We start from the raw sequence: 17,619 nt of genomic DNA, 5'->3' as shown, positions 1-17,619 counted from the left end.
TGATGAAGGATCGCCCAGCACTATACGTTTTTAGCCCTGCAAAGCCAAGGTGAATGGCCTGCTCAGCGTGGTTTCAACTGCGATCTGGCATGGTCGATAAGGCGTTGGGAGAGCTGCTTGTGAACCCCTTTTTCCAGTACCCAGCGGTGCCAGTAGAGGCGTTCCGTCAGGACGTGGTCGGGACTGAGGTTGAGTAGTGACCCGCCAGCCAGCTGGCCTCTTATCTGCAATTCGGGGATCAGGCAGTAGGCCAACCCCTGTTCGGCCATGGCGACGAAGGCCTCTGACGAGTGGACCGTATGGCAGGGATAACCGCCAGGCTCCAGCCCGAAGTGTTCTCTCATAAAGCTCACATGCATGTCATCACGCTGATCGAACGCTACCGCAGGTGCCTTGGCCAGCGCCTCACGGGTCAGGCCATGAGGGAAGTGGCAGGCTACGAAGGCGGGGCTGGCGGTAAGCAGATAGTTCATCTCACCGAGCTCGTCGACGCAGCAACCCGCCAGCGGTTGGGGATGCAGGCTGACCGCACCAAAGGCCTGACCCTCGCGGACCTTGTCGAGGGTGCGGCTCTCGTCATCGACCAGCAGGTTGAGTTCGATGGGGTGCTGTTTCAACAAGGGGGCAATGGCGGGCAAAAACCAGGTGGCCAGGCTGTCGGCGTTGACGGCGATGCTGATCCGGATTGGCCCTTGCGGCTCATCGGAAGCCAGCTCCCCCGCCAGTTCGAGCTCGAGCTGGTGTACCTGCCGATAGTGGGCCAGCAGTTTTTGGCCGAGTGGCGTGGCCTGCAGCGGTTGGCTGCGAATGAGTAGCGGCTCGGCAAACTGTTGCTCCAGCTGCTTGATCCGCTGGGAGATGGCCGACTGGGTGATATGGAGCGACTTGGCCGCCCGATCGAAGTTCTGCTCCTGCAGTACCGCATCCAGCGCCCGCAGCAGTTTGTAGTCCAGCTCTTTCATCTTCTCCCCCTTCCGTTGCCCAAGGGCTGACTCTACGTCACTCGGCAGGGGACAACAATGGGCGGTGGAAGGGGCGTTGCGCTGTGATTTTTGACAGTAGTGGTCAGGCCATTGAGGGAGGATACTCTCTGGTGCCGCATGGGGTAGCCCTGCGCAGATCGTAGCGACATCTTTATCCCGGGTCTGTTTTCCCGGGATTTTTTATGAGTGAACTGCCAACACCGGTGACGGTTGCTGCAGTGGATAATGGCTGGTTTGATAATGGCCCAGCAGAGGTTGGGAGACCGCCTGCGCGAAGCGCTCATCCAGATGGAAGCGGATGCCAACGCCCCTTACCGCACCCAGATCGACCGCCTGCCGATGACCGAGCCGCTCGATGGGCAGGCCAAGTCGGCGGAAGATGCGCTCCACCGGCAGGCTGACGACGGCGACCAGCTCCCGGATCCCGTGGGCATGGGCGAAGGCATAGACCTCGCGGAAGATGACACAAGTGAGTTCGCTGACGCCATTGCTCATGCGCGGTGCGCGCTGGGCATCGATAGCCAGACGGGTGAGTTCCCAGACATCGGGGGTGCGTGGCGCGCTTTCACCGGCAAGGGCGGTGGGGAAGATGGTGGGCAGCATATAGGCATCGGCACAGTTGAGCAGACGAATACAGCCACACAGCCCTTGTTCGTCCTCGATCAGAACCCAATGGGTGTCTGGCGTGTCGAAGCTGTCACGCTCCAGGCCCCGATGAGACTCGACATCCCAGCCTAGCCGGTCGGAAAAGACGCGATTTCGAAAGCGATAGAGTTCATTCTCCACCTCGTTTCGTGGATGTTCTCTCAATTTTCCTTTAAAAACCAACATTATGGACCCTCTATCTTGCTATTCGCCGTTATAATCACATGTCTGGCCAAGGGGGCTTTCATATGAACAGAGACCAACTGCTTGAGTACCTCGAACATTTCACTTCGGTGACGGACGGTAATCGTCTGGCCGAACTGATCGGTCGCTTTACGCTCGGGATGGGCTATGACTACTATCGCTTCGCCCTGATCCTGCCGATGTCGATGCAAAGGCCCAAGGTGGTGCTGTTCAACCAGTGCCCCGATTCCTGGGTGCAGGCCTATACCGAAAACAACATGCTGGCGTGCGATCCGGTGATCCGGCTGGCACGCAAGCAGACGCTTCCCATTTACTGGAACCGCCTCGATGAGCGGGCCAGTTTTCTGCAGGAGGGAACCATGGACGTGATGGGGTTGGCAGCCGAGTTCGGGTTGCGTAACGGCATCTCCTTCCCTCTGCACGGTGCTGCCGGGGAGAACGGTATTCTCTCCTTCATCACCTCCGAGCGGGCCTCGAGCGACCTGCTGCTGGAGTCCTCGCCGATCCTCTCCTGGATGTCCAATTACATCTTCGAGGCGGCCATTCGGGTGGTGCGTTTCAGCATGATGGACAGTGCGGGTAAAGACCCCTTGACCGAGCGCGAGACCGAGTGCCTGTTCTGGGCCAGCGAAGGGAAGACCTCTAGCGAGATCGCCTGCATCCTCGGGATCACGGAGCGCACGGTCAATTACCATCTCAATCAGGTCACCCGCAAAACCGGCTCCATGAACCGCTATCAGGCCATTGCCAAAGGGGTTAGTACGGGGCTGTTGCTACCCAATCTGGAGCAAGTTGTGGTTACCAACTTCCCCAGATTGCTGCAGTAGGCTGAGCCCACAGGCGCAACAGATTCTCCTGCCGCACTCTGAGGGTCACAATTGTCAGATCCGGTAATTGACAAGGGCTGGAACAGCGGCTGGGTATGCCGGTTTTTATTAGCAAAATGAATCAATCAGTAAATCAATGAATTTCTAAGAAGGAACTACCATCGCTATAGTGCCGCTCATTCATCATTTCGAACGGTGCTCTCCATGATGCTCGCAACGACACTGCAAGGCTTCACCATCGGTCTGGCCATGATCATCCCCATCGGCGCCCAGAATGCCTTTGTGCTGAGTCGGGGCATCCATCGCAATCACCATCTGCTGACGGCCACGCTCTGCAGTTTCTGCGATCTCATCCTGATTGCCATAGGTGTATTTGGCGGAGCCAATGTGCTGGCCGCCAGCCCCCTCGGCATGGCGCTGCTCACCTGGGGTGGTGTGCTGTTTCTCGGCTGGTTTGGTGGCCGTTCCCTGCTCAGTGCCTGGCGCGGTAAAGGGGAGGGACTTGCCGATTCTGCTCAGCAGATGGGTGCCAAAAGCGTGCTGGCGATGACGCTGGGAGTTACGCTGCTCAACCCTCACGTCTATCTCGATACTTTGATGTTGCTCGGCTCCCTTGGCAGTCAGGTGAGTGAGTCCCTGCGTCCGGCCTTTGCTGCAGGGGCCATGCTAGCCTCGCTGGTGTGGTTCTACTCGCTGGCGCTGGGGGCCGCGGCGCTGGCGCCCTGGTTGGCCCGCAGCCGGGTGCAGCAGGGGATCGATCTGCTGGTTGGCATCATCATGCTGAGCCTGGCTATTCAACTGGCCATAGCAGGTTGAGGAAGTTAAGGCGGCAGGAATGAGCGACCGGTAACAAAAAGATGCCACTCATATGAGTGGCATCTTTGCTATTGAAAGGGGTCAGACCCTGAACTGGGAGAGTAGGCGCTGCTGCAGCAGGCTGGCCTGATGGAGTGAGGAGGCGAGTTGCAGACACTCCTGCGCCTCCTGTTCGCCGGTTCTGGCTTGCAGACTGATGCCGGAGACCTTGTCAGAGGAGTGGCTCAGGGTGTGTGACAGTTGCCCGGTAGCCACGGCCACCTGCTGCACCATGTCGGCCAGCTGGTCGATGGCGCCTTCCACCTTGAACAGGATCTGCTTGGTGTTCTCGGAGTCCTGCATGCCGGCCTCCACCGTCTTGAGGTTGCGCTGCATCATCAGGTAGGCGGTCTCGGTCTGCTGCTGGATGCTGCTGATCACCTGGCTAATTTCGGCGCTTGATGTCGCGGTGCGATTGGCCAGGGTGCGCACCTCGTCCGCAACCACCGCAAAGCCACGTCCCATCTCCCCCGCGCGGGCCGCTTCGATGGCCGCATTGAGGGCCAGAAGGTTGGTCTGTTCCGAGATGCCGCTGATGGTGGAGATGATCTGGCCAATCTGACCCGCCTGCTCCTTGAGGGAGTTGATGGCGATGGCACACTCGCTCACCTCCTGTACCACCCGCTGCATGCCCGCGCTGGCGGAGGCGACATACTGGCTGCTCTCGGTGGTCAGCTGGCGCACCTCGTTGGCATTGTGGGCCGCCATGCTGCAGTTGTCCGAGATACCGGTGGCGACTTGCACCATCTGTTCACTGTCGTGGTGCAGGGCCAGCGCATGTTCGGCGGTCTGGCGGCTGCTTTGGCTGATTGCCTCCACCCGGTTGACCGAGGTGTGAACGTGTTCGCTGATGTGCTGGTTGTTGTCCATGGTGGAGCTGATCATCTTCTGCAGTTTCTCGATGAAACGATCCACGCTGTTTGCCAGCGAGCCTATCTCATCATCACGTTGCAGGTTGATGCGGGCGTTGAGGTCTCCCTCGCCGGCGGCGATATCCTGCATTCGTTTGTCTACTTGCAGCAGTGGGGTTACCAGTTTGCGGGTCAGCCAGAAGCCGCAGAGGGTGACCATGATCAGGCTCAGCAACAGGCCACCCAGCAGCAGGGTTCGGGTCTGGCTGATGATGCCGTTGAGCTGGGCCACCTGATCCTCGACGGTGGCATCGCCGCTCTCCTCGATGGCAACCAGCTGTTGTCGCAGCTCATCGGCACTGACCTCATAGGCGGACTGCTGGGCCTGATAGCTGCCGAGCGCATCGACCCACTGTCCCATCAGTTGCTGATGCCGGGCCAACAGGGCGCGATACTCTGCCGACAGTGTCTTGCCGGCAAATTCGCCGGTTCCCTCGATATCGAACAGCCCGGTGCCGAGCATGCTGTCGACCGCTTCGTGGTAGAAATCGGTCGCCTCTTTCAGCTCGGCCTTGATCGCCTCTGTGACTCCTTGTCTGCGCATCTTTTCCAGCGCATAGAGCTGGCGCAAAAAGCCTATGTTGGACTCCATCCCCCCATCGGCCGCTTCCCAGCGAGTGGAGAGGCCGCTGTTCCAGCTGATGGTCTGGTCGGGGGATTGGGTCAGCGCCTCGACCGCGCCGTCGCCGATCACCTCCAGCTGGGTCGAGAGGCGGGCCATCAGATCGGCGTTATGATGCAGTGCCTGATCTACCTCTGTATACGCGTGATAGAGCGCCAGCAGCTTCTCTTGTTGCTGTTGATAGTCCTGCTTGTGCTGTTCCATGGTGGCAAGGGCTGCACCATCAATGAGCTGCCCCTGGCTGACCCTGGCCAGCGCATCATCGGTCGCCGCCTTGGCTGCATCGAGTTCGGCGCGATCGAGCGGGGTTCCGTTTTGCATCTTCTGAATCTGTAGCTGTTGGTTGCCCAGCTCTATGGAGCCCTCCATGGCTCCGTCGGCGGTCTGCCAGGCGGCGCCCAGTACGTAGGAGAGCAGATTGGCTAGCCGCTGGCTGCCATACCAGCCAACGACCCCCATGCCCAGCGTACAGCCGAGCAATATGGCAAGACCCAGATTGGAGGTGGTAACAATTTTCATGTGATGGCCTTCCTTGGTATCGACATTGGCACCAGTTTCGGTTCCGAACGGGTTTAGTGTAGTGGTTTATCCCCCGTCCGGGGGCTGGTGCGGCGCTGAAACATCCCGTGCACTGGCTGCACCCGATCAAGCATGGTGGAAAATGGGATAAAAAGCCTCTCTGACCACAAGGGTGTTGCTGCCCTATGCTGGATACTTATCCAGTTATTCTTTATGCTATGAGCCAATTTACGAATAGTTGTATTGGTGAGGAGAGAGCCGTGATTGGTCGCTTGAGAGGCATTGTCATTGAAAAGCAGCCCCCCGAGGTCCTGCTGGAAGTGGGCGGGGTTGGCTATGAGGTGCAGATGCCGATGAGCTGCTTCTATGATTTGCCGGAGATCGGCAAGGAAGCGACCATCCATACTCACTTCGTGGTGCGGGAAGATGCCCAGCTGCTCTATGGTTTTAACCACAAACAGGAGCGGGCGCTGTTCCGCGAGCTGATCAAGACCAACGGAGTCGGCCCCAAGCTGGCGCTGGCTATTCTCTCCGGCATGACAGCTACCCAGTTTGTGCTGAGTGTCGAACGTGAAGAGATAAGCTCTTTGGTCAAACTGCCGGGAGTCGGCAAGAAGACCGCCGAGCGTCTGGTGGTGGAGATGAAGGATCGCCTCAAAGGGTGGGTCAGTCACGACCTCTTCTCCCCGGCCATGGTCACCTTGCCAGCCAGTGAGCCCGAATTGCGGGCACCTGATGTGACCGAGGAGGCGGCCAGTGCGCTGGTGGCCCTCGGTTACAAGCCGCAGCAGGCGAGTCAGATTGTCAGCAAGATTGCCAAAGAGGGGATGTCGGTGGAAGATATCATCCGTGAATCCCTGCGTAGCCTGGTATGAGGTAGTTGATGATTGAAGCAGACCGCCTCATCTCGGCCAGTGCCGCCCGTGAGGATGACATTATTGACCGGGCTATTCGTCCCAAGAAGCTGGCTGACTACACCGGCCAGGATACCGTCTGCGAACAGATGGAGATCTTTATCGAAGCGGCCCGTCAGCGGGGAGAGGCGCTCGATCACCTGCTGATCTTCGGCCCGCCGGGTCTGGGCAAGACTACCCTCGCCAACATCGTCGCTAACGAGATGGGGGTCAATATCAAGACTACCTCCGGCCCGGTGCTGGAGAAAGCGGGGGATCTGGCGGCGCTGCTCACCAACCTCGAACCGAACGATGTGCTGTTCATCGACGAGATCCATCGTCTCAGCCCGGTGGTGGAGGAGGTGCTCTATCCAGCGATGGAGGATTACCAGCTCGACATCATGATCGGGGAGGGACCCGCAGCTCGCTCCATCAAGCTGGATCTGCCTCCCTTTACCCTGATTGGCGCCACCACCCGGGCCGGTTCACTCACCAGCCCGCTGCGGGATCGCTTTGGTATCGTCCAGCGGCTGGAGTTCTACAACGTCAAGGACCTGACCGATATCGTCTCCCGCAGTGCCCGTTGTCTGGGGCTAGACATGACGGAAGATGGTGCCATTGAGGTCGCCCGTCGCTCTCGCGGCACGCCGCGGATTGCTAACCGTTTGTTAAGGCGGGTGCGCGACTTTGCCCAGGTGAAATCCGATGGCCGGATCGACGGCCCCATTGCTGCCCGCGCCATGGACATGCTGGATGTCGATAACGAAGGTTTTGACTTCATGGACCGCAAGTTATTGTTGGCTGTGATAGACAAGTTTATGGGGGGCCCGGTGGGTCTCGATAATCTGGCCGCCGCGGTCGGGGAAGAGAAAGATACTATCGAAGATGTGTTGGAGCCTTATCTGATCCAGCAAGGGTATCTGCAACGTACTCCCAGAGGACGGATTGCGACCACACGAGCCTACGCTCATTTCGGTCTTCAGCGACCAGATGAGAAGTAAAAACAGTCGTTTGAACATGAAACCGCCGTCAAAGGCGGTTTTTTATTATCCGGGCAAAAAAAAGCCCACGGCGGATGCGGTGGGCAAAGACAATTCAGGATGGATGTTCACAGACAGTGAGTGCGTCTGGACACAGACCGGAAAATAAACAGGTGAGCCGTCGCGAGCTCTCAGAGTCGGTTCAGTTGATAGAGCTGAACAAAGGAAAGCTTGTAGTAACGGATGGTTTTAGCAACAAACTTTTTCATCTTCGATTCCAATAGACAGGTTCAAATTGATCGTTGAATACGTACCGTGAACCCGGATTAACCGGCCTGTATCCAAGGGTATGCCCTCACTGCGAGGCGCATTGTAGGAGTTCGAATCGACCCCGGCAAACAAGAAAAATTGCACTCTTCAAATTAGTTTATCTAATGTCTTTGTTGATGAAATTGGTTCGCATGAGTATGCATTCTTTGCAATTTTAAATTGAGTTTTCGAATCAGATTGCCTGACTCGGATAACATGGAAAAAGGCGCGTCATTCACGCTTTTCAAATTAAACCGAGTGGCGGGATGTTAAATTCTTAAATTGATTTAAATCAATGTTTTACGCTTTATCGTGTTTTGTGATCTGGCTCGCGTCAATAATCGTGAAATAGATTAAAAATGCCTTTCAAAGCCATGTATGGCGGGTCCTTTTACATTGATTTCAATCAAATAAAGGTGATATAAAAACCCGGTCATCATGGGCGAGAATAAATTTAGGCTGATTGTTTTGGAATTGTTAAACATTAGCTTTATTTGTGTTCTCGTATTGCCTTGTTGTTAATGCCAGTGGTTACTGAACGCGTTTTGTTGTGACACGTCCCAATAAGGCTCATTCGATAACCTCCAACGGAAGCTTTGTGCTTAAAACTTAAAATAGCCGTGCCAATAATCGGTGAGGAAACATCATGATTGCTGAGCATGTGGTAGACCTATCGCGGTTCCAGTTCGCTGCGACGGCCCTTTATCACTTTTTGTTTGTACCCCTGACGCTGGGAATGGCCTTTCTCCTGGCGATCATGGAATCCGTCTATGTGATGACCAACAACACCATCTACCGGGACATGACCAAATTCTGGGGTAAGTTGTTTGGTATCAACTTTGCCTTGGGGGTCACCACAGGTCTGGCCATGGAGTTCCAATTCGGGACGAACTGGGCTTACTACTCCCATTATGTCGGCGATATCTTCGGGGCCCCGCTGGCTATCGAAGGGCTGATGGCCTTCTTCTTGGAGTCCACCTTCGTCGGTATGTTCTTCTTTGGTTGGGATCGTCTGAGCAAGCATCAGCATCTGGCTGCCACCTGGTTGATGGCGCTGGGTACCAACCTCTCCGCCCTCTGGATCCTGGTCGCCAACGGCTGGATGCAGAACCCGGTCGGTGCAGAGTTCAACTTCGAATCCATGCGGATGGAGATGATGAGCTTCGCTGACGTGGTGCTCAACCCGGTTGCTCAGGTCAAGTTCGTCCACACTGTGGCGGCTGGTTATACCTGTGGCGCCATGTTTGTGCTGGGTATCTCCTCCTACTACCTGCTGAAAAATCGTGATGTGGCGTTCGCCCGTCGCTCCTTCGCCATTGCCGCTGCGTTCGGTATGGCTTCCATCGTGTCCGTTCTGATCCTCGGTGATGAATCCGGTTACGAGACCGGTGAAGTGCAGAAGGTGAAACTGGCCGCTATCGAAGCTGAGTGGGAGACTGAACCTGCTCCGGCCGCCTTTACCCTGTTCGGTATTCCGAATCAGGAAGAGATGCGCACCGACTACGCCATCAAGATCCCCTATGCGCTGGGCATTATTGCGACCCGTTCTCTGGACGGTCAGGTCACCGGTCTTAAAGATCTGAAGAGCGAGCACGAACTGCGCGTTCGTAACGGTATGACCGCTTACGACCTGTTGACCAAGCTGCAATCCGGTGACAAGTCTGACGAGACCCGCGCTCGCTTCGACGAAGTGAAACAGGATCTGGGCTACGGTCTGCTGCTCAAGCGCTACACCAGCAACGTGACCGATGCTACCGACGAGCAGATCAAGGCCGCAGTGGATGACTCCATCCCGCAGGTACTGCCGCTGTTCTTCGCCTTCCGCATCATGGTTGCCGTCGGCATGCTGATGCTGGTGCTGATTGGTATGGCCTTCTATGACAGTGCCCGTCACCAGATCGGCAAGCGCAAGTGGCTGCTCAAGGGTCTGCTGTGGGGTATCCCGCTGCCGTGGATCGCTATTGAAGCTGGCTGGTTTGTCGCTGAGTATGGTCGCCAACCGTGGACTATTGCAGAGGTGTTGCCGACTTCCCTCTCTGCATCCAACCTGCCGGCAGCCGAGATCTGGTTCTCTCTGATCGGTATCTGCCTGTTCTATACCGTACTTCTGGTTATCGAGATGTACCTGATGTTCAAGTATGCCCGTCTTGGCCCCAGCAGCCTGAAGACTGGCAAGTATCACTTTGAACAGATCAAGGCATAAGGAGAGCGACCATGTTTGATTACGAAACTCTGCGTGTCATCTGGTGGGCTCTGGTCGGCGTACTGCTGATCGGTTTTGCCATCACTGACGGCTTCGACATGGGGGTAGGCGCACTGCTCCCGTTCGTTGGCAAGAAAGATGTCGAGCGCCGCGTGATGCTCAACACCATGGGACCGCACTGGGAAGGTAACCAGGTTTGGCTGGTCACTGCCGGTGGTGCCTTGTTCGCCGCCTGGCCGATGGTGTATGCCGCGACCTTCTCCGGCTTCTACATCGCCATGATCCTGACGCTGATGGCGCTGTTCCTGCGTCCGGTCGGTTTCAAGTACCGCTCCCTGCGTGCTGATGCCAAATGGCGCAGTAACTGGGACTGGGCCTTGTTCGCCGGTAGCGCCGTACCGCCCATCGTCTTTGGTGTGGCCTTTGGCAACCTGCTGCAAGGTGTTCCGTTCGAGTTTAACCAGTTCATGATGTTGACCTATCACGGCAACTTCTTTGGCCTGCTTAACCCGTTCGGCATTCTGGCTGGTCTGGTGAGTCTGTTCATGCTGCTCACTCAGGGCGCAACCTGGTTGATGATGAAGACCGACGGTGAAGTGCTGGCGCGTTCCCGCACTGCCGCCATGATCTGCTCACTGCTGACCCTGGTGCTGTTTGCTGCCGCAGGTTGGTGGGTAAGCGGTATGGAAGGGTATGTCATCGTCAAGGCTGCTGCGACTGACGCGGTATCCAACCCGATGAACAAGGAAGTTGTCCTGCAGGCTGGTGCCTGGATGAACAACTACACCCTCTATCCGTGGATGGTGGCTGCCCCTGTACTGGGCCTGGCCATGAGCCTGCTGACTGCGCTGTTTGCCCGCATGAACATCGGCTGGTTGGCGTTTACCAGCTCTTCGCTGGCGATTGCCGGGGTCATCCTCACTGCCGGTTTCTCCATGTTCCCGTTCGTGATGCCCTCAAGCCTTGAGCCGTCACTGAGCCTGACCATGTGGGATGCTACCGCCTCTTTCAACACCTTGCAGGTGATGACTGTGGCCGCAGCGATCTTCGTACCGATTGTGCTGGGTTACACCATCTGGACTTACATCAAGATGTTTGGCCGGGTAACCAACAAGCACATCGAAGATAACCAACAATCTCTCTATTAAGAGGTGCGCTGACAATGTGGTATTTCACCTGGATCCTGGGACTGTTGCTGGCCTGTGCATTTGGCATCATCAATGCGCTGTGGCTGGAACACACCGAGAACATGGATCGTCAGATCGATGAAAACAAGTGATCGACTCGCCAGGCAGGCCGCTCCACTGGAGCGGCAGCCGTGGCAGGGGTTGATGTTACTCGCGGCGGCCTTGTTGGCCGTCGCTATTTTACAGGCCCCCAATCTGATCGCGGCCAACACCAGCGAGCATGGTCTCTGGCTTGCTCCCTGGCTGATGTGGGCCGTCTGTTGTGGCGTACTTAACGGGCTTGGCTTTCATCTGAAAAGCCTGCCCGGACGTGTGCTGTTCAACCCCTGGCTCGCCTGGCCCAGTTTGTTGTATGGCCTCTGGCTGACACATTCATATTTCCTTTCATAAAAAAAGGGGGGAGGCAGGATTTCCCTGTCTCCCCCTGCTTCTTTCCTATTCAGCCCTGCGCTATGATAGCCCCCCATCTGACTGTCGAATGGATCACAGATTGTTATGGGGGAAGTCTTTGAGTTTCCGGTGCGTGTCTACTACGAAGATACCGACGCCGGGGGCATCGTCTACAACGCCAATTATCTCAAGTTTATGGAACGTGCTCGCACCGAGTTTCTTCGTGCCAAAGGGGTCGAACAGGACGTCTGGCTGCAGGAGGGATATGCCTTCGTGGTGAGCCGAACTGAGATCGATTTCCGCTCGGCGGCCCGTTTTAATGAACTATTGAATGTATTAACGCAAGTGATTGAAGTGAAACGCGCATCCCTGCGCTTTTCGCAGCAGATCCTGGCGGCTGATGGACGACTGATCACCCAGGCCATGGTACAGATAGCCTGTGTCAGTCATCCGCAAATGAAACCTGTAGCTATACCTGAAAAAATCAAGGGAGTGCTGTTAAGTGCACGCTGAAATTTCGTTTATTGGCCTGTTTTGGCAAGCCAGCCTGTTGGTAAAACTGGTCATGATGACCCTGATGAGCATGTCTATTGTCTCGTGGGCGCTGATTATCCAGCGTTCAAAGGCGATCAAGGCGGCCAATCTCGCATCGGAACAGTTTGAAGATCGCTTCTGGTCAGGGGTCGATCTCAATCGCCTCTATCAGGAGTCCTCTTCCCGCCGCGATGATATCGAAGGCATGGAAGATATCTTCTACTCCGGCTTCAAGGAGTATGCCCGCTTGCTCAAGGCCGGTGCCCGTGGTCAGGATGCGGTGATGGATGGTACCTACCGCGCCATGCGCGTCTCCCTCTCCCGCGCGGTGGATGATCTGGAATCCAACCTGCCGGTGCTGGCGACAATCGGTTCCATCAGCCCCTATATCGGTCTGTTTGGTACCGTATGGGGGATCATGAACGCCTTTATCGCCCTGGGTCAGGTGCAGCAGGCCACCCTGCAGATGGTGGCACCGGGTATCGCGGAAGCGCTGATCGCTACCGCCATGGGTCTGTTTGCCGCTATCCCGGCGGTTATCTTCTACAACCGTTTCTCCAACAAGGTAGAGCGGCTGGAGAACGCCTACGCCAACTTCATGGACGAGTTCACCACCATTCTGAACCGTCAAATTGCACAGCAGCAGGGTGATCAGTAATGCAAACCTATCAGCGGATCCGGCGCAAGAAGGTGGCCGAGATCAACGTGGTTCCCTATATCGACGTCATGCTGGTGCTGCTTATCATCTTTATGGCGGTCACGCCGGTGATCACGCAAGGGGTCAAGGTGGATCTGCCACAGGCTGAGTCCGAGCAGTTGCCGGAAGATGCCAAGCCACCCTTCATCGTCAGCGTCAATACCGAAGGCGAGTATGTCATCAAGGCTGGCGAAGCCGATGACGAGCCGGTGCCAAGCGGCACGCCAGAGGCGATGCAGCAATACATCACCGAAAAAGCCATGGGCTATCTGGCGATCAACCAGAATGCCCCCGTGGTGGTCGCGGGTGACAAGGCCGTGCGCTACGAAGAGGTGATCCTGTTGATGGTGGCCCTCAAGAATGCGGGTGTGCCTCAGGTTGGCCTGATGACAGATCCGGTGAACTAACGGAGATGGATGTGAAGCGTGGTATTTCCGGTTATCTCATCGCGTCGTTTCTGCTGCACCTGATCATCGGCATCATCCTGTTTGTCGGGCTCGATTTCAGCAAACCGAAACGACCCGAATCGAAGGGGCAGATCGTCAATGCCGTCATGCTCGATGAGAACTTCCTCAACGAACAGGCCAAGCAGATCCAGCAGCAGAAATCTCAGCCCAAGCCTCAAAAGGTAGAGAAAGAGAAGGATAAGGAAGACACGGATCTCGCCAAGCGCGAGCTGGCTCAGAAACAGGAGCAGCTTCGCATCGCCGAGACCAAGCGCAAGCAGGCCGAAGAGGCGACTCGCAAGGCCGAGGCCGAGAAGCAGAAGAAGGTTGCCGAGCAGAAGCAGGCGGAAGAGAAGGCCCAAAAAGCCGAGGAAGCCCGCAAGCTGGAAGAACAGAAGGCCAAGAAGGCTGAAGCCGAGCGTAAAGCGGCGGAAGCCGAAAGCAAGGCGTTGGCGCTGAAGAAGAAAAAGGAACAAGAGAAGAAAGAGGCCGAAGAGAAGGCAAAGGCGGCAGAAGCCAAGGCCAAGAAAGCGGAAGCTGACAAGAAGGCCAAAGCCGAAGCCGAGAAGAAAGCCAAGGCAGAAGCAGAGAAAAAAGCCAAAGCCGAGGCCGAGAAGAAGGCCAAGGAAGAGGCTGAGAAAAAGGCAAAAGCTGACGCAGAGAAGAAAGCCAAGGCAGAGGCCGAAAAGCAGGCCAAGATCGCGGCTGAGCGCAAGCGTAAAGCGGCCGAGCAGGCCAAGCTGCAAAAAGAGATGGAAGAGATGATGCAGCAGCAGCTGTCGGCTGAGGCCAATGCTCGCAGTCAGGCGGCATCGGCAGCAGCCCAGGGCGAAGTCGACAAATATGCGGCGCTCATCAAGGCCACTGTTGAGCGGTATATGATTTTGGATCCCACCATGCGGGGCAAAACATGTACTATCGGCGTACGTCTTGCGAGCAGTGGCTTTGTCATATCGGTAGATAACGGCCAGGGTGACCCGGCGGTCTGTCGTTCCGGTAAGGCGGCTGTTCTGAAAGCCAATCAACTGCCTGTGCCCAAGGATCCTGCGGCATTCGAGATGTTGAAGGAATTTAACCTGAAGTTAGAACCGAGTATCTAAGCGTGATAAAACGAGGTTGCTTGCCTCCGGTTGGCAACCTCTCGCCGAGAAAGGAATTTAACCTCTCATCTATATTGGAACCGAGTATTTAAGCCATGATCAGAAAAGTATTTTTTGCTTTGGTTGGCTGTTTGTTGCTGGGCCAGAGTGCCCAGGCGGCCCTGGACATCGTCATCACCGGCGGTATTGATAGCGCACGCCCCATCGCTGTCGCCCCCTTCAAGTGGGAAGGTAACGGGCAGTTGCCGCAGGACATCGCGGAAGTGGTCTCCAACGACCTGATGCGCAGCGGCAAGTTCAAGCCGCTGGCCCGTGGCCAGATGCCGCAAACCCCGAGCAGCAGCAGCGAGATCAACTTCGCTCCCTGGGCCTCCCAAGGGGTTGAAGCCGTGGTGGTGGGTTCCATTTCGGCAGTCGGTGACGGCACCTACAAGGTCAACTTCGAGCTGGTCGATGTGCTGAAAGGCCAGCTGGCCAAGGCACAAGGTGGCGAGAGCAACGGTTACATCCTGGATAGCCGTATGGCGACCATCCCGGGTGCCCAGATGCGCCAGTTTGCCCACCGTATCTCCGACATCGTCTATGAGCGTCTGACTGGCGAGCGCGGTGCCTTCCTGACCCGTCTGGCTTACGTCTCCGTACAGCAGGGTACCCAGTTCCCTTACCAGCTGCGTATTTCTGATTACGACGGTTACAACGAGAAGACCCTGCTGCGCTCCCGCGAGCCGTTGATGTCTCCAGCCTGGTCGCCGGATGGCAGCAAGCTGGCTTACGTGAGCTTCGAGAACCAGAAGTCCGAAATCTACGTGCAGGATATCTACACCCAGCAGCGCAGTCTGATCACCAGTTTCCGCGGTATCAACGGGGCGCCGGAGTGGTCTCCGGATGGTCGTCGTCTGGCTATCGTTCTCTCCAAAGATGGTTCACCGAACCTCTATGTGGTTGATGTCGCTAGCAAGCAGCTGACCCGGGTTACAACCAGTCGTGTGATCGACACCGAACCCTCCTGGATGCCGGATGGGCAAAATTTGTTGTTCACCTCTGAACGTGGTGGCAAACCCCAGATTTATAGCGTAAATTTGGCGACTGGTATGACTCGCCGGATGACTTGGGAAGGTGAATCCAACCAGGGGGCATCCATCACTCCTGATGGCAAAATCATGGTGATGGTGACCCGTGTTCAGGGACAGTATCGTATTGCCCGTCAGGACATGGAAAACAATGCCCTGTTGGTCCTTACCCAGAGCGCTCTGGATGAGTCGCCAAGTGTGGCTCCCAATGGCAGCATGATCATTTATGCCACCATCTATCAGGGTCGTAAGAGTCTCGCGTTGGTGTCGACTGATGGTCGCTTCAAGGCTGTGCTTCCGACCAGTAGCGGTGAAATTCGTGCACCAGCTTGGTCGCCCTTCTTGAATTGATAAAAATCCAATTGTTTTTTGTTTTGTTATAAAGGTTTAAGGAAATAGCATGCAACTCAATAAACTGCTCAAGGGTTTGGCCATCGCACTGCCACTGTTCACCCTGGCCGCTTGTAGTTCTTCTTCTGATTCCGACGCCGCTGGCGCTGAATCAGGTATGACCGACGGCATGGGCGGTGTACAAACCGGCGGCGCCAACGGCATGTTGTCCCCGGAAGAGCAGATGCGTCAGAAGTTCGAAGCACTGCAGCGTGACAACGTGATCTACTTCCCGTTCGACGGTTACGATATCCAGGGTCAGTACGCTGATCTGCTGGATGCCCACGCCAGCTACCTGCGCGAGCGCCCGAGCGTGAAAGTCCTGATCGAAGGTCACGCCGATGAGCGCGGTACTCCGGAGTACAACATCGCCCTGGGCGAGCGTCGTGCCAAGGCTGTTGCCAAGTATCTGCAAACCCTGGGTGTGCAGGCCGAGCAGCTCTCCATCGTCAGCTATGGCGAAGAGAAGCCGCTGGACATGTCCCACACCGAGGATGCCTTTGCCAAAAACCGCCGCGCGGTTCTGGTTTACTAAGGTTTAAACCGAACGAAGTTCGTTTATATGCAAGCGGCCATTTCGATGGCCGTTTTATTTGCACTAAACGCCAAGGTTTGATCCGAATGAAATCTGCATATGCGAGCGACGATGGCGCTGGCCGTTTTATCTGTACTAAACGCTAAGGTTTGATCCGAATGAAATCTGTGTACAAGCAAGCTGTCGTTGCGCTGGCCGTAATGGTTGCTCTGAATGCGCAAGCTGCAGCACCGGTCAGCGATCTGGGCGGTGACTCGGGTGGTGGCGTTGTCCTTAGTGGCAACAACGGCGCCATCGTGCCCACCGGTAGCCTGGAAGATCGGGTTGCCCTGCTGGAGCGCACCCTCAATGCCCGTCTGCGACTGCAAGCTGAATTGCAGCAACAGGTCGACTCCCTGCAAGGGGAGGTTTCCGAGCTGCGTGGTCAGCTGGAGCAGCAGACCTACCAGATGGAACAGTCGCAAGAGCGCCAGCGTCAGCTCTATCAGGAGCTCGACAAGGTTGCCAGCAGCCAGCAGGCTGCACCGGCCGCCGCGGCCCCTGCTGCTGCCGCTACACCGGCTGCTGCGGCCAATTACTCAACCAATCAGGATGAGAATCAGGCCTACGACGCAGCGGTCAACATGGTGCTCAAAGAGAAGAACTACGACAAAGCCATTCCGGCTTTCCAGGGCTTCATCAAGCAGTACCCCAATTCGGGCTATGTTCCCAATGCACACTACTGGCTCGGCCAGTTGCTGTTCAACAAGGGTGACAGAGCCGGTGCCTCGGCCCAGTTTTCGACCGTGGCCAACAAATACAGCAAATCCCCCAAGCGAGCCGATGCGCTGCTGAAGCTGGGTATGCTGGCGCAGCTGGATGGCAAGAAGGCGGAAGCCAAATCCTTCTATGAGCAGGTGATCAAGGGTTATCCCAACACTTCGCCGGCCCAGTTGGCCAAACAGAGTCTGGCCAAGCTGTAACATTGCTGTATGTCACTGTTTTCGTAACGCTACTGTAAAAACAGCCTGCATTTGTACGCACAGTGAGCAAACGGATTTAAATTACGAATTTTCTGTTGCACCAGAAATTTAAATCCGTAATATAGGCCGCCGTCAGAGCCGAAGCAGTAATGCAGTCGGAACTGGTCGTGGTGAGGGTCGTTAGCTCAGTCGGTAGAGCAGTTGACTTTTAATCAATTGGTCGCTGGTTCGAATCCAGCACGACCCACCATTTTCTCCACTCGGTGGAGACAGAATTCCCAGGTCGTTTAGCTCAGCTGGGAGAGCACCTCCCTTACAAGGAGGGGGTCACTGGTTCGATCCCAGTAACGACCACCA

General features: G+C 56.3%; 18 protein-coding genes and 2 tRNA genes. 17 read left to right on the top strand and 3 right to left on the bottom strand.

Annotated features, from left to right (window positions below; genetic code table 11):
- Positions 1-62: 62 nt before the first annotated feature.
- Both OKC42_RS04500 and OKC42_RS04495 read right to left on the bottom strand, forming a co-directional pair.
- The gene (locus OKC42_RS04500; RefSeq protein WP_270819129.1) at positions 63-962 is read right to left on the bottom strand and encodes a LysR family transcriptional regulator ArgP; all 900 of its coding nucleotides are present in this window, start codon (positions 960-962) and stop codon (positions 63-65) included.
- Between the two features lie 201 nt (positions 963-1,163).
- Positions 1,164-1,814, bottom strand: coding sequence for an acyl-homoserine-lactone synthase (locus tag OKC42_RS04495; protein WP_042081537.1), 651 nt, complete (start codon positions 1,812-1,814; stop codon positions 1,164-1,166).
- Between the two features lie 62 nt (positions 1,815-1,876).
- Between OKC42_RS04495 and OKC42_RS04490 the strand changes: the two genes are divergently transcribed.
- Positions 1,877-2,659, top strand: coding sequence for a LuxR family transcriptional regulator (locus OKC42_RS04490; protein ID WP_005335753.1), 783 nt, complete (start codon positions 1,877-1,879; stop codon positions 2,657-2,659).
- Positions 2,660-2,866: 207 nt separating this feature from the next.
- Positions 2,867-3,475 (top strand): L-lysine exporter, encoded by a 609-nt coding sequence (gene lysE / locus OKC42_RS04485; RefSeq protein ID WP_236272726.1) that lies wholly within the window; start codon positions 2,867-2,869, stop codon positions 3,473-3,475.
- Between the two features lie 81 nt (positions 3,476-3,556).
- On the opposite strand, the gene OKC42_RS04480 is transcribed toward lysE, so the two are convergent.
- Positions 3,557-5,566 (bottom strand): methyl-accepting chemotaxis protein, encoded by a 2,010-nt coding sequence (locus tag OKC42_RS04480; RefSeq protein WP_270819128.1) that lies wholly within the window; start codon positions 5,564-5,566, stop codon positions 3,557-3,559.
- Positions 5,567-5,826: 260 nt separating this feature from the next.
- Here OKC42_RS04480 and ruvA point away from each other — a divergent pair, with 260 nt between their 5' ends.
- The 15 genes from ruvA to OKC42_RS04405 all read left to right on the top strand — a co-directional run bounded on the left by ruvA (position 5,827) and on the right by OKC42_RS04405 (position 17,619).
- Positions 5,827-6,441 carry a Holliday junction branch migration protein RuvA gene (gene ruvA, locus OKC42_RS04475; RefSeq protein WP_005335746.1) on the top strand — a complete coding sequence of 205 codons (615 nt, stop codon included), beginning with the start codon at positions 5,827-5,829 and terminating at the stop codon, positions 6,439-6,441.
- An 8-nt stretch (positions 6,442-6,449) separates the two neighbouring features.
- A complete protein-coding gene (gene ruvB / locus OKC42_RS04470; RefSeq protein ID WP_270819127.1) occupies positions 6,450-7,460 on the top strand; it encodes a Holliday junction branch migration DNA helicase RuvB in 1,011 nt (336 codons plus the stop codon).
- 934 nt (positions 7,461-8,394) lie between these two features.
- Positions 8,395-9,951 (top strand): cytochrome ubiquinol oxidase subunit I, encoded by a 1,557-nt coding sequence (locus tag OKC42_RS04465; RefSeq protein ID WP_005335743.1) that lies wholly within the window; start codon positions 8,395-8,397, stop codon positions 9,949-9,951.
- An 11-nt stretch (positions 9,952-9,962) separates the two neighbouring features.
- Positions 9,963-11,099 (top strand): cytochrome d ubiquinol oxidase subunit II, encoded by a 1,137-nt coding sequence (gene cydB / locus OKC42_RS04460; RefSeq protein WP_005335741.1) that lies wholly within the window; start codon positions 9,963-9,965, stop codon positions 11,097-11,099.
- A gap of 14 nt (positions 11,100-11,113) precedes the next feature.
- Positions 11,114-11,230, top strand: coding sequence for a cytochrome bd-I oxidase subunit CydX (cydX, locus tag OKC42_RS04455; RefSeq protein WP_005304933.1), 117 nt, complete (start codon positions 11,114-11,116; stop codon positions 11,228-11,230).
- Positions 11,217-11,528, top strand: a complete 312-nt coding sequence (locus OKC42_RS04450; protein WP_270819126.1) for a cyd operon YbgE family protein — start codon at positions 11,217-11,219, stop codon at positions 11,526-11,528. Before cydX ends, OKC42_RS04450 begins: the two co-directional genes overlap by 14 nt.
- Positions 11,529-11,633: 105 nt before the next feature.
- Positions 11,634-12,041, top strand: a complete 408-nt coding sequence (ybgC, locus tag OKC42_RS04445) for a tol-pal system-associated acyl-CoA thioesterase (protein WP_005335737.1) — start codon at positions 11,634-11,636, stop codon at positions 12,039-12,041.
- The gene (gene tolQ / locus OKC42_RS04440) at positions 12,031-12,720 is read left to right on the top strand and encodes a protein TolQ (RefSeq protein ID WP_005335735.1); all 690 of its coding nucleotides are present in this window, start codon (positions 12,031-12,033) and stop codon (positions 12,718-12,720) included. The genes ybgC and tolQ overlap by 11 nt, the downstream gene beginning before the upstream one ends.
- A complete protein-coding gene (gene tolR / locus OKC42_RS04435; protein WP_005335733.1) occupies positions 12,720-13,166 on the top strand; it encodes a protein TolR in 447 nt (148 codons plus the stop codon). Before tolQ ends, tolR begins: the two co-directional genes overlap by 1 nt.
- A gap of 5 nt (positions 13,167-13,171) precedes the next feature.
- Positions 13,172-14,305: a cell envelope integrity protein TolA gene (gene tolA, locus OKC42_RS04430; RefSeq protein ID WP_013723471.1), complete on the top strand. Its 1,134-nt coding sequence runs from the start codon at positions 13,172-13,174 to the stop codon at positions 14,303-14,305.
- 95 nt (positions 14,306-14,400) lie between these two features.
- Positions 14,401-15,726, top strand: coding sequence for a Tol-Pal system beta propeller repeat protein TolB (gene tolB, locus OKC42_RS04425; RefSeq protein ID WP_005335728.1), 1,326 nt, complete (start codon positions 14,401-14,403; stop codon positions 15,724-15,726).
- Positions 15,727-15,775: 49 nt separating this feature from the next.
- The gene (gene pal, locus OKC42_RS04420) at positions 15,776-16,300 is read left to right on the top strand and encodes a peptidoglycan-associated lipoprotein Pal (protein WP_005304908.1); all 525 of its coding nucleotides are present in this window, start codon (positions 15,776-15,778) and stop codon (positions 16,298-16,300) included.
- Positions 16,301-16,458: 158 nt separating this feature from the next.
- Positions 16,459-17,262, top strand: coding sequence for a tol-pal system protein YbgF (gene ybgF, locus OKC42_RS04415; protein WP_042052426.1), 804 nt, complete (start codon positions 16,459-16,461; stop codon positions 17,260-17,262).
- Positions 17,263-17,436: 174 nt separating this feature from the next.
- Positions 17,437-17,512: transfer RNA gene (locus OKC42_RS04410), tRNA-Lys, on the top strand.
- Between the two features lie 31 nt (positions 17,513-17,543).
- A tRNA-Val gene (locus OKC42_RS04405) sits at positions 17,544-17,619 on the top strand.

The organism is Aeromonas sp. Y311-2 (assembly GCF_027706025.1).
GTDB lineage: Bacteria > Pseudomonadota > Gammaproteobacteria > Enterobacterales > Aeromonadaceae > Aeromonas > Aeromonas veronii.
Note: the sequence above shows the minus strand (reverse complement) of the source record. Positions and strands in the feature narration are given on the sequence as shown.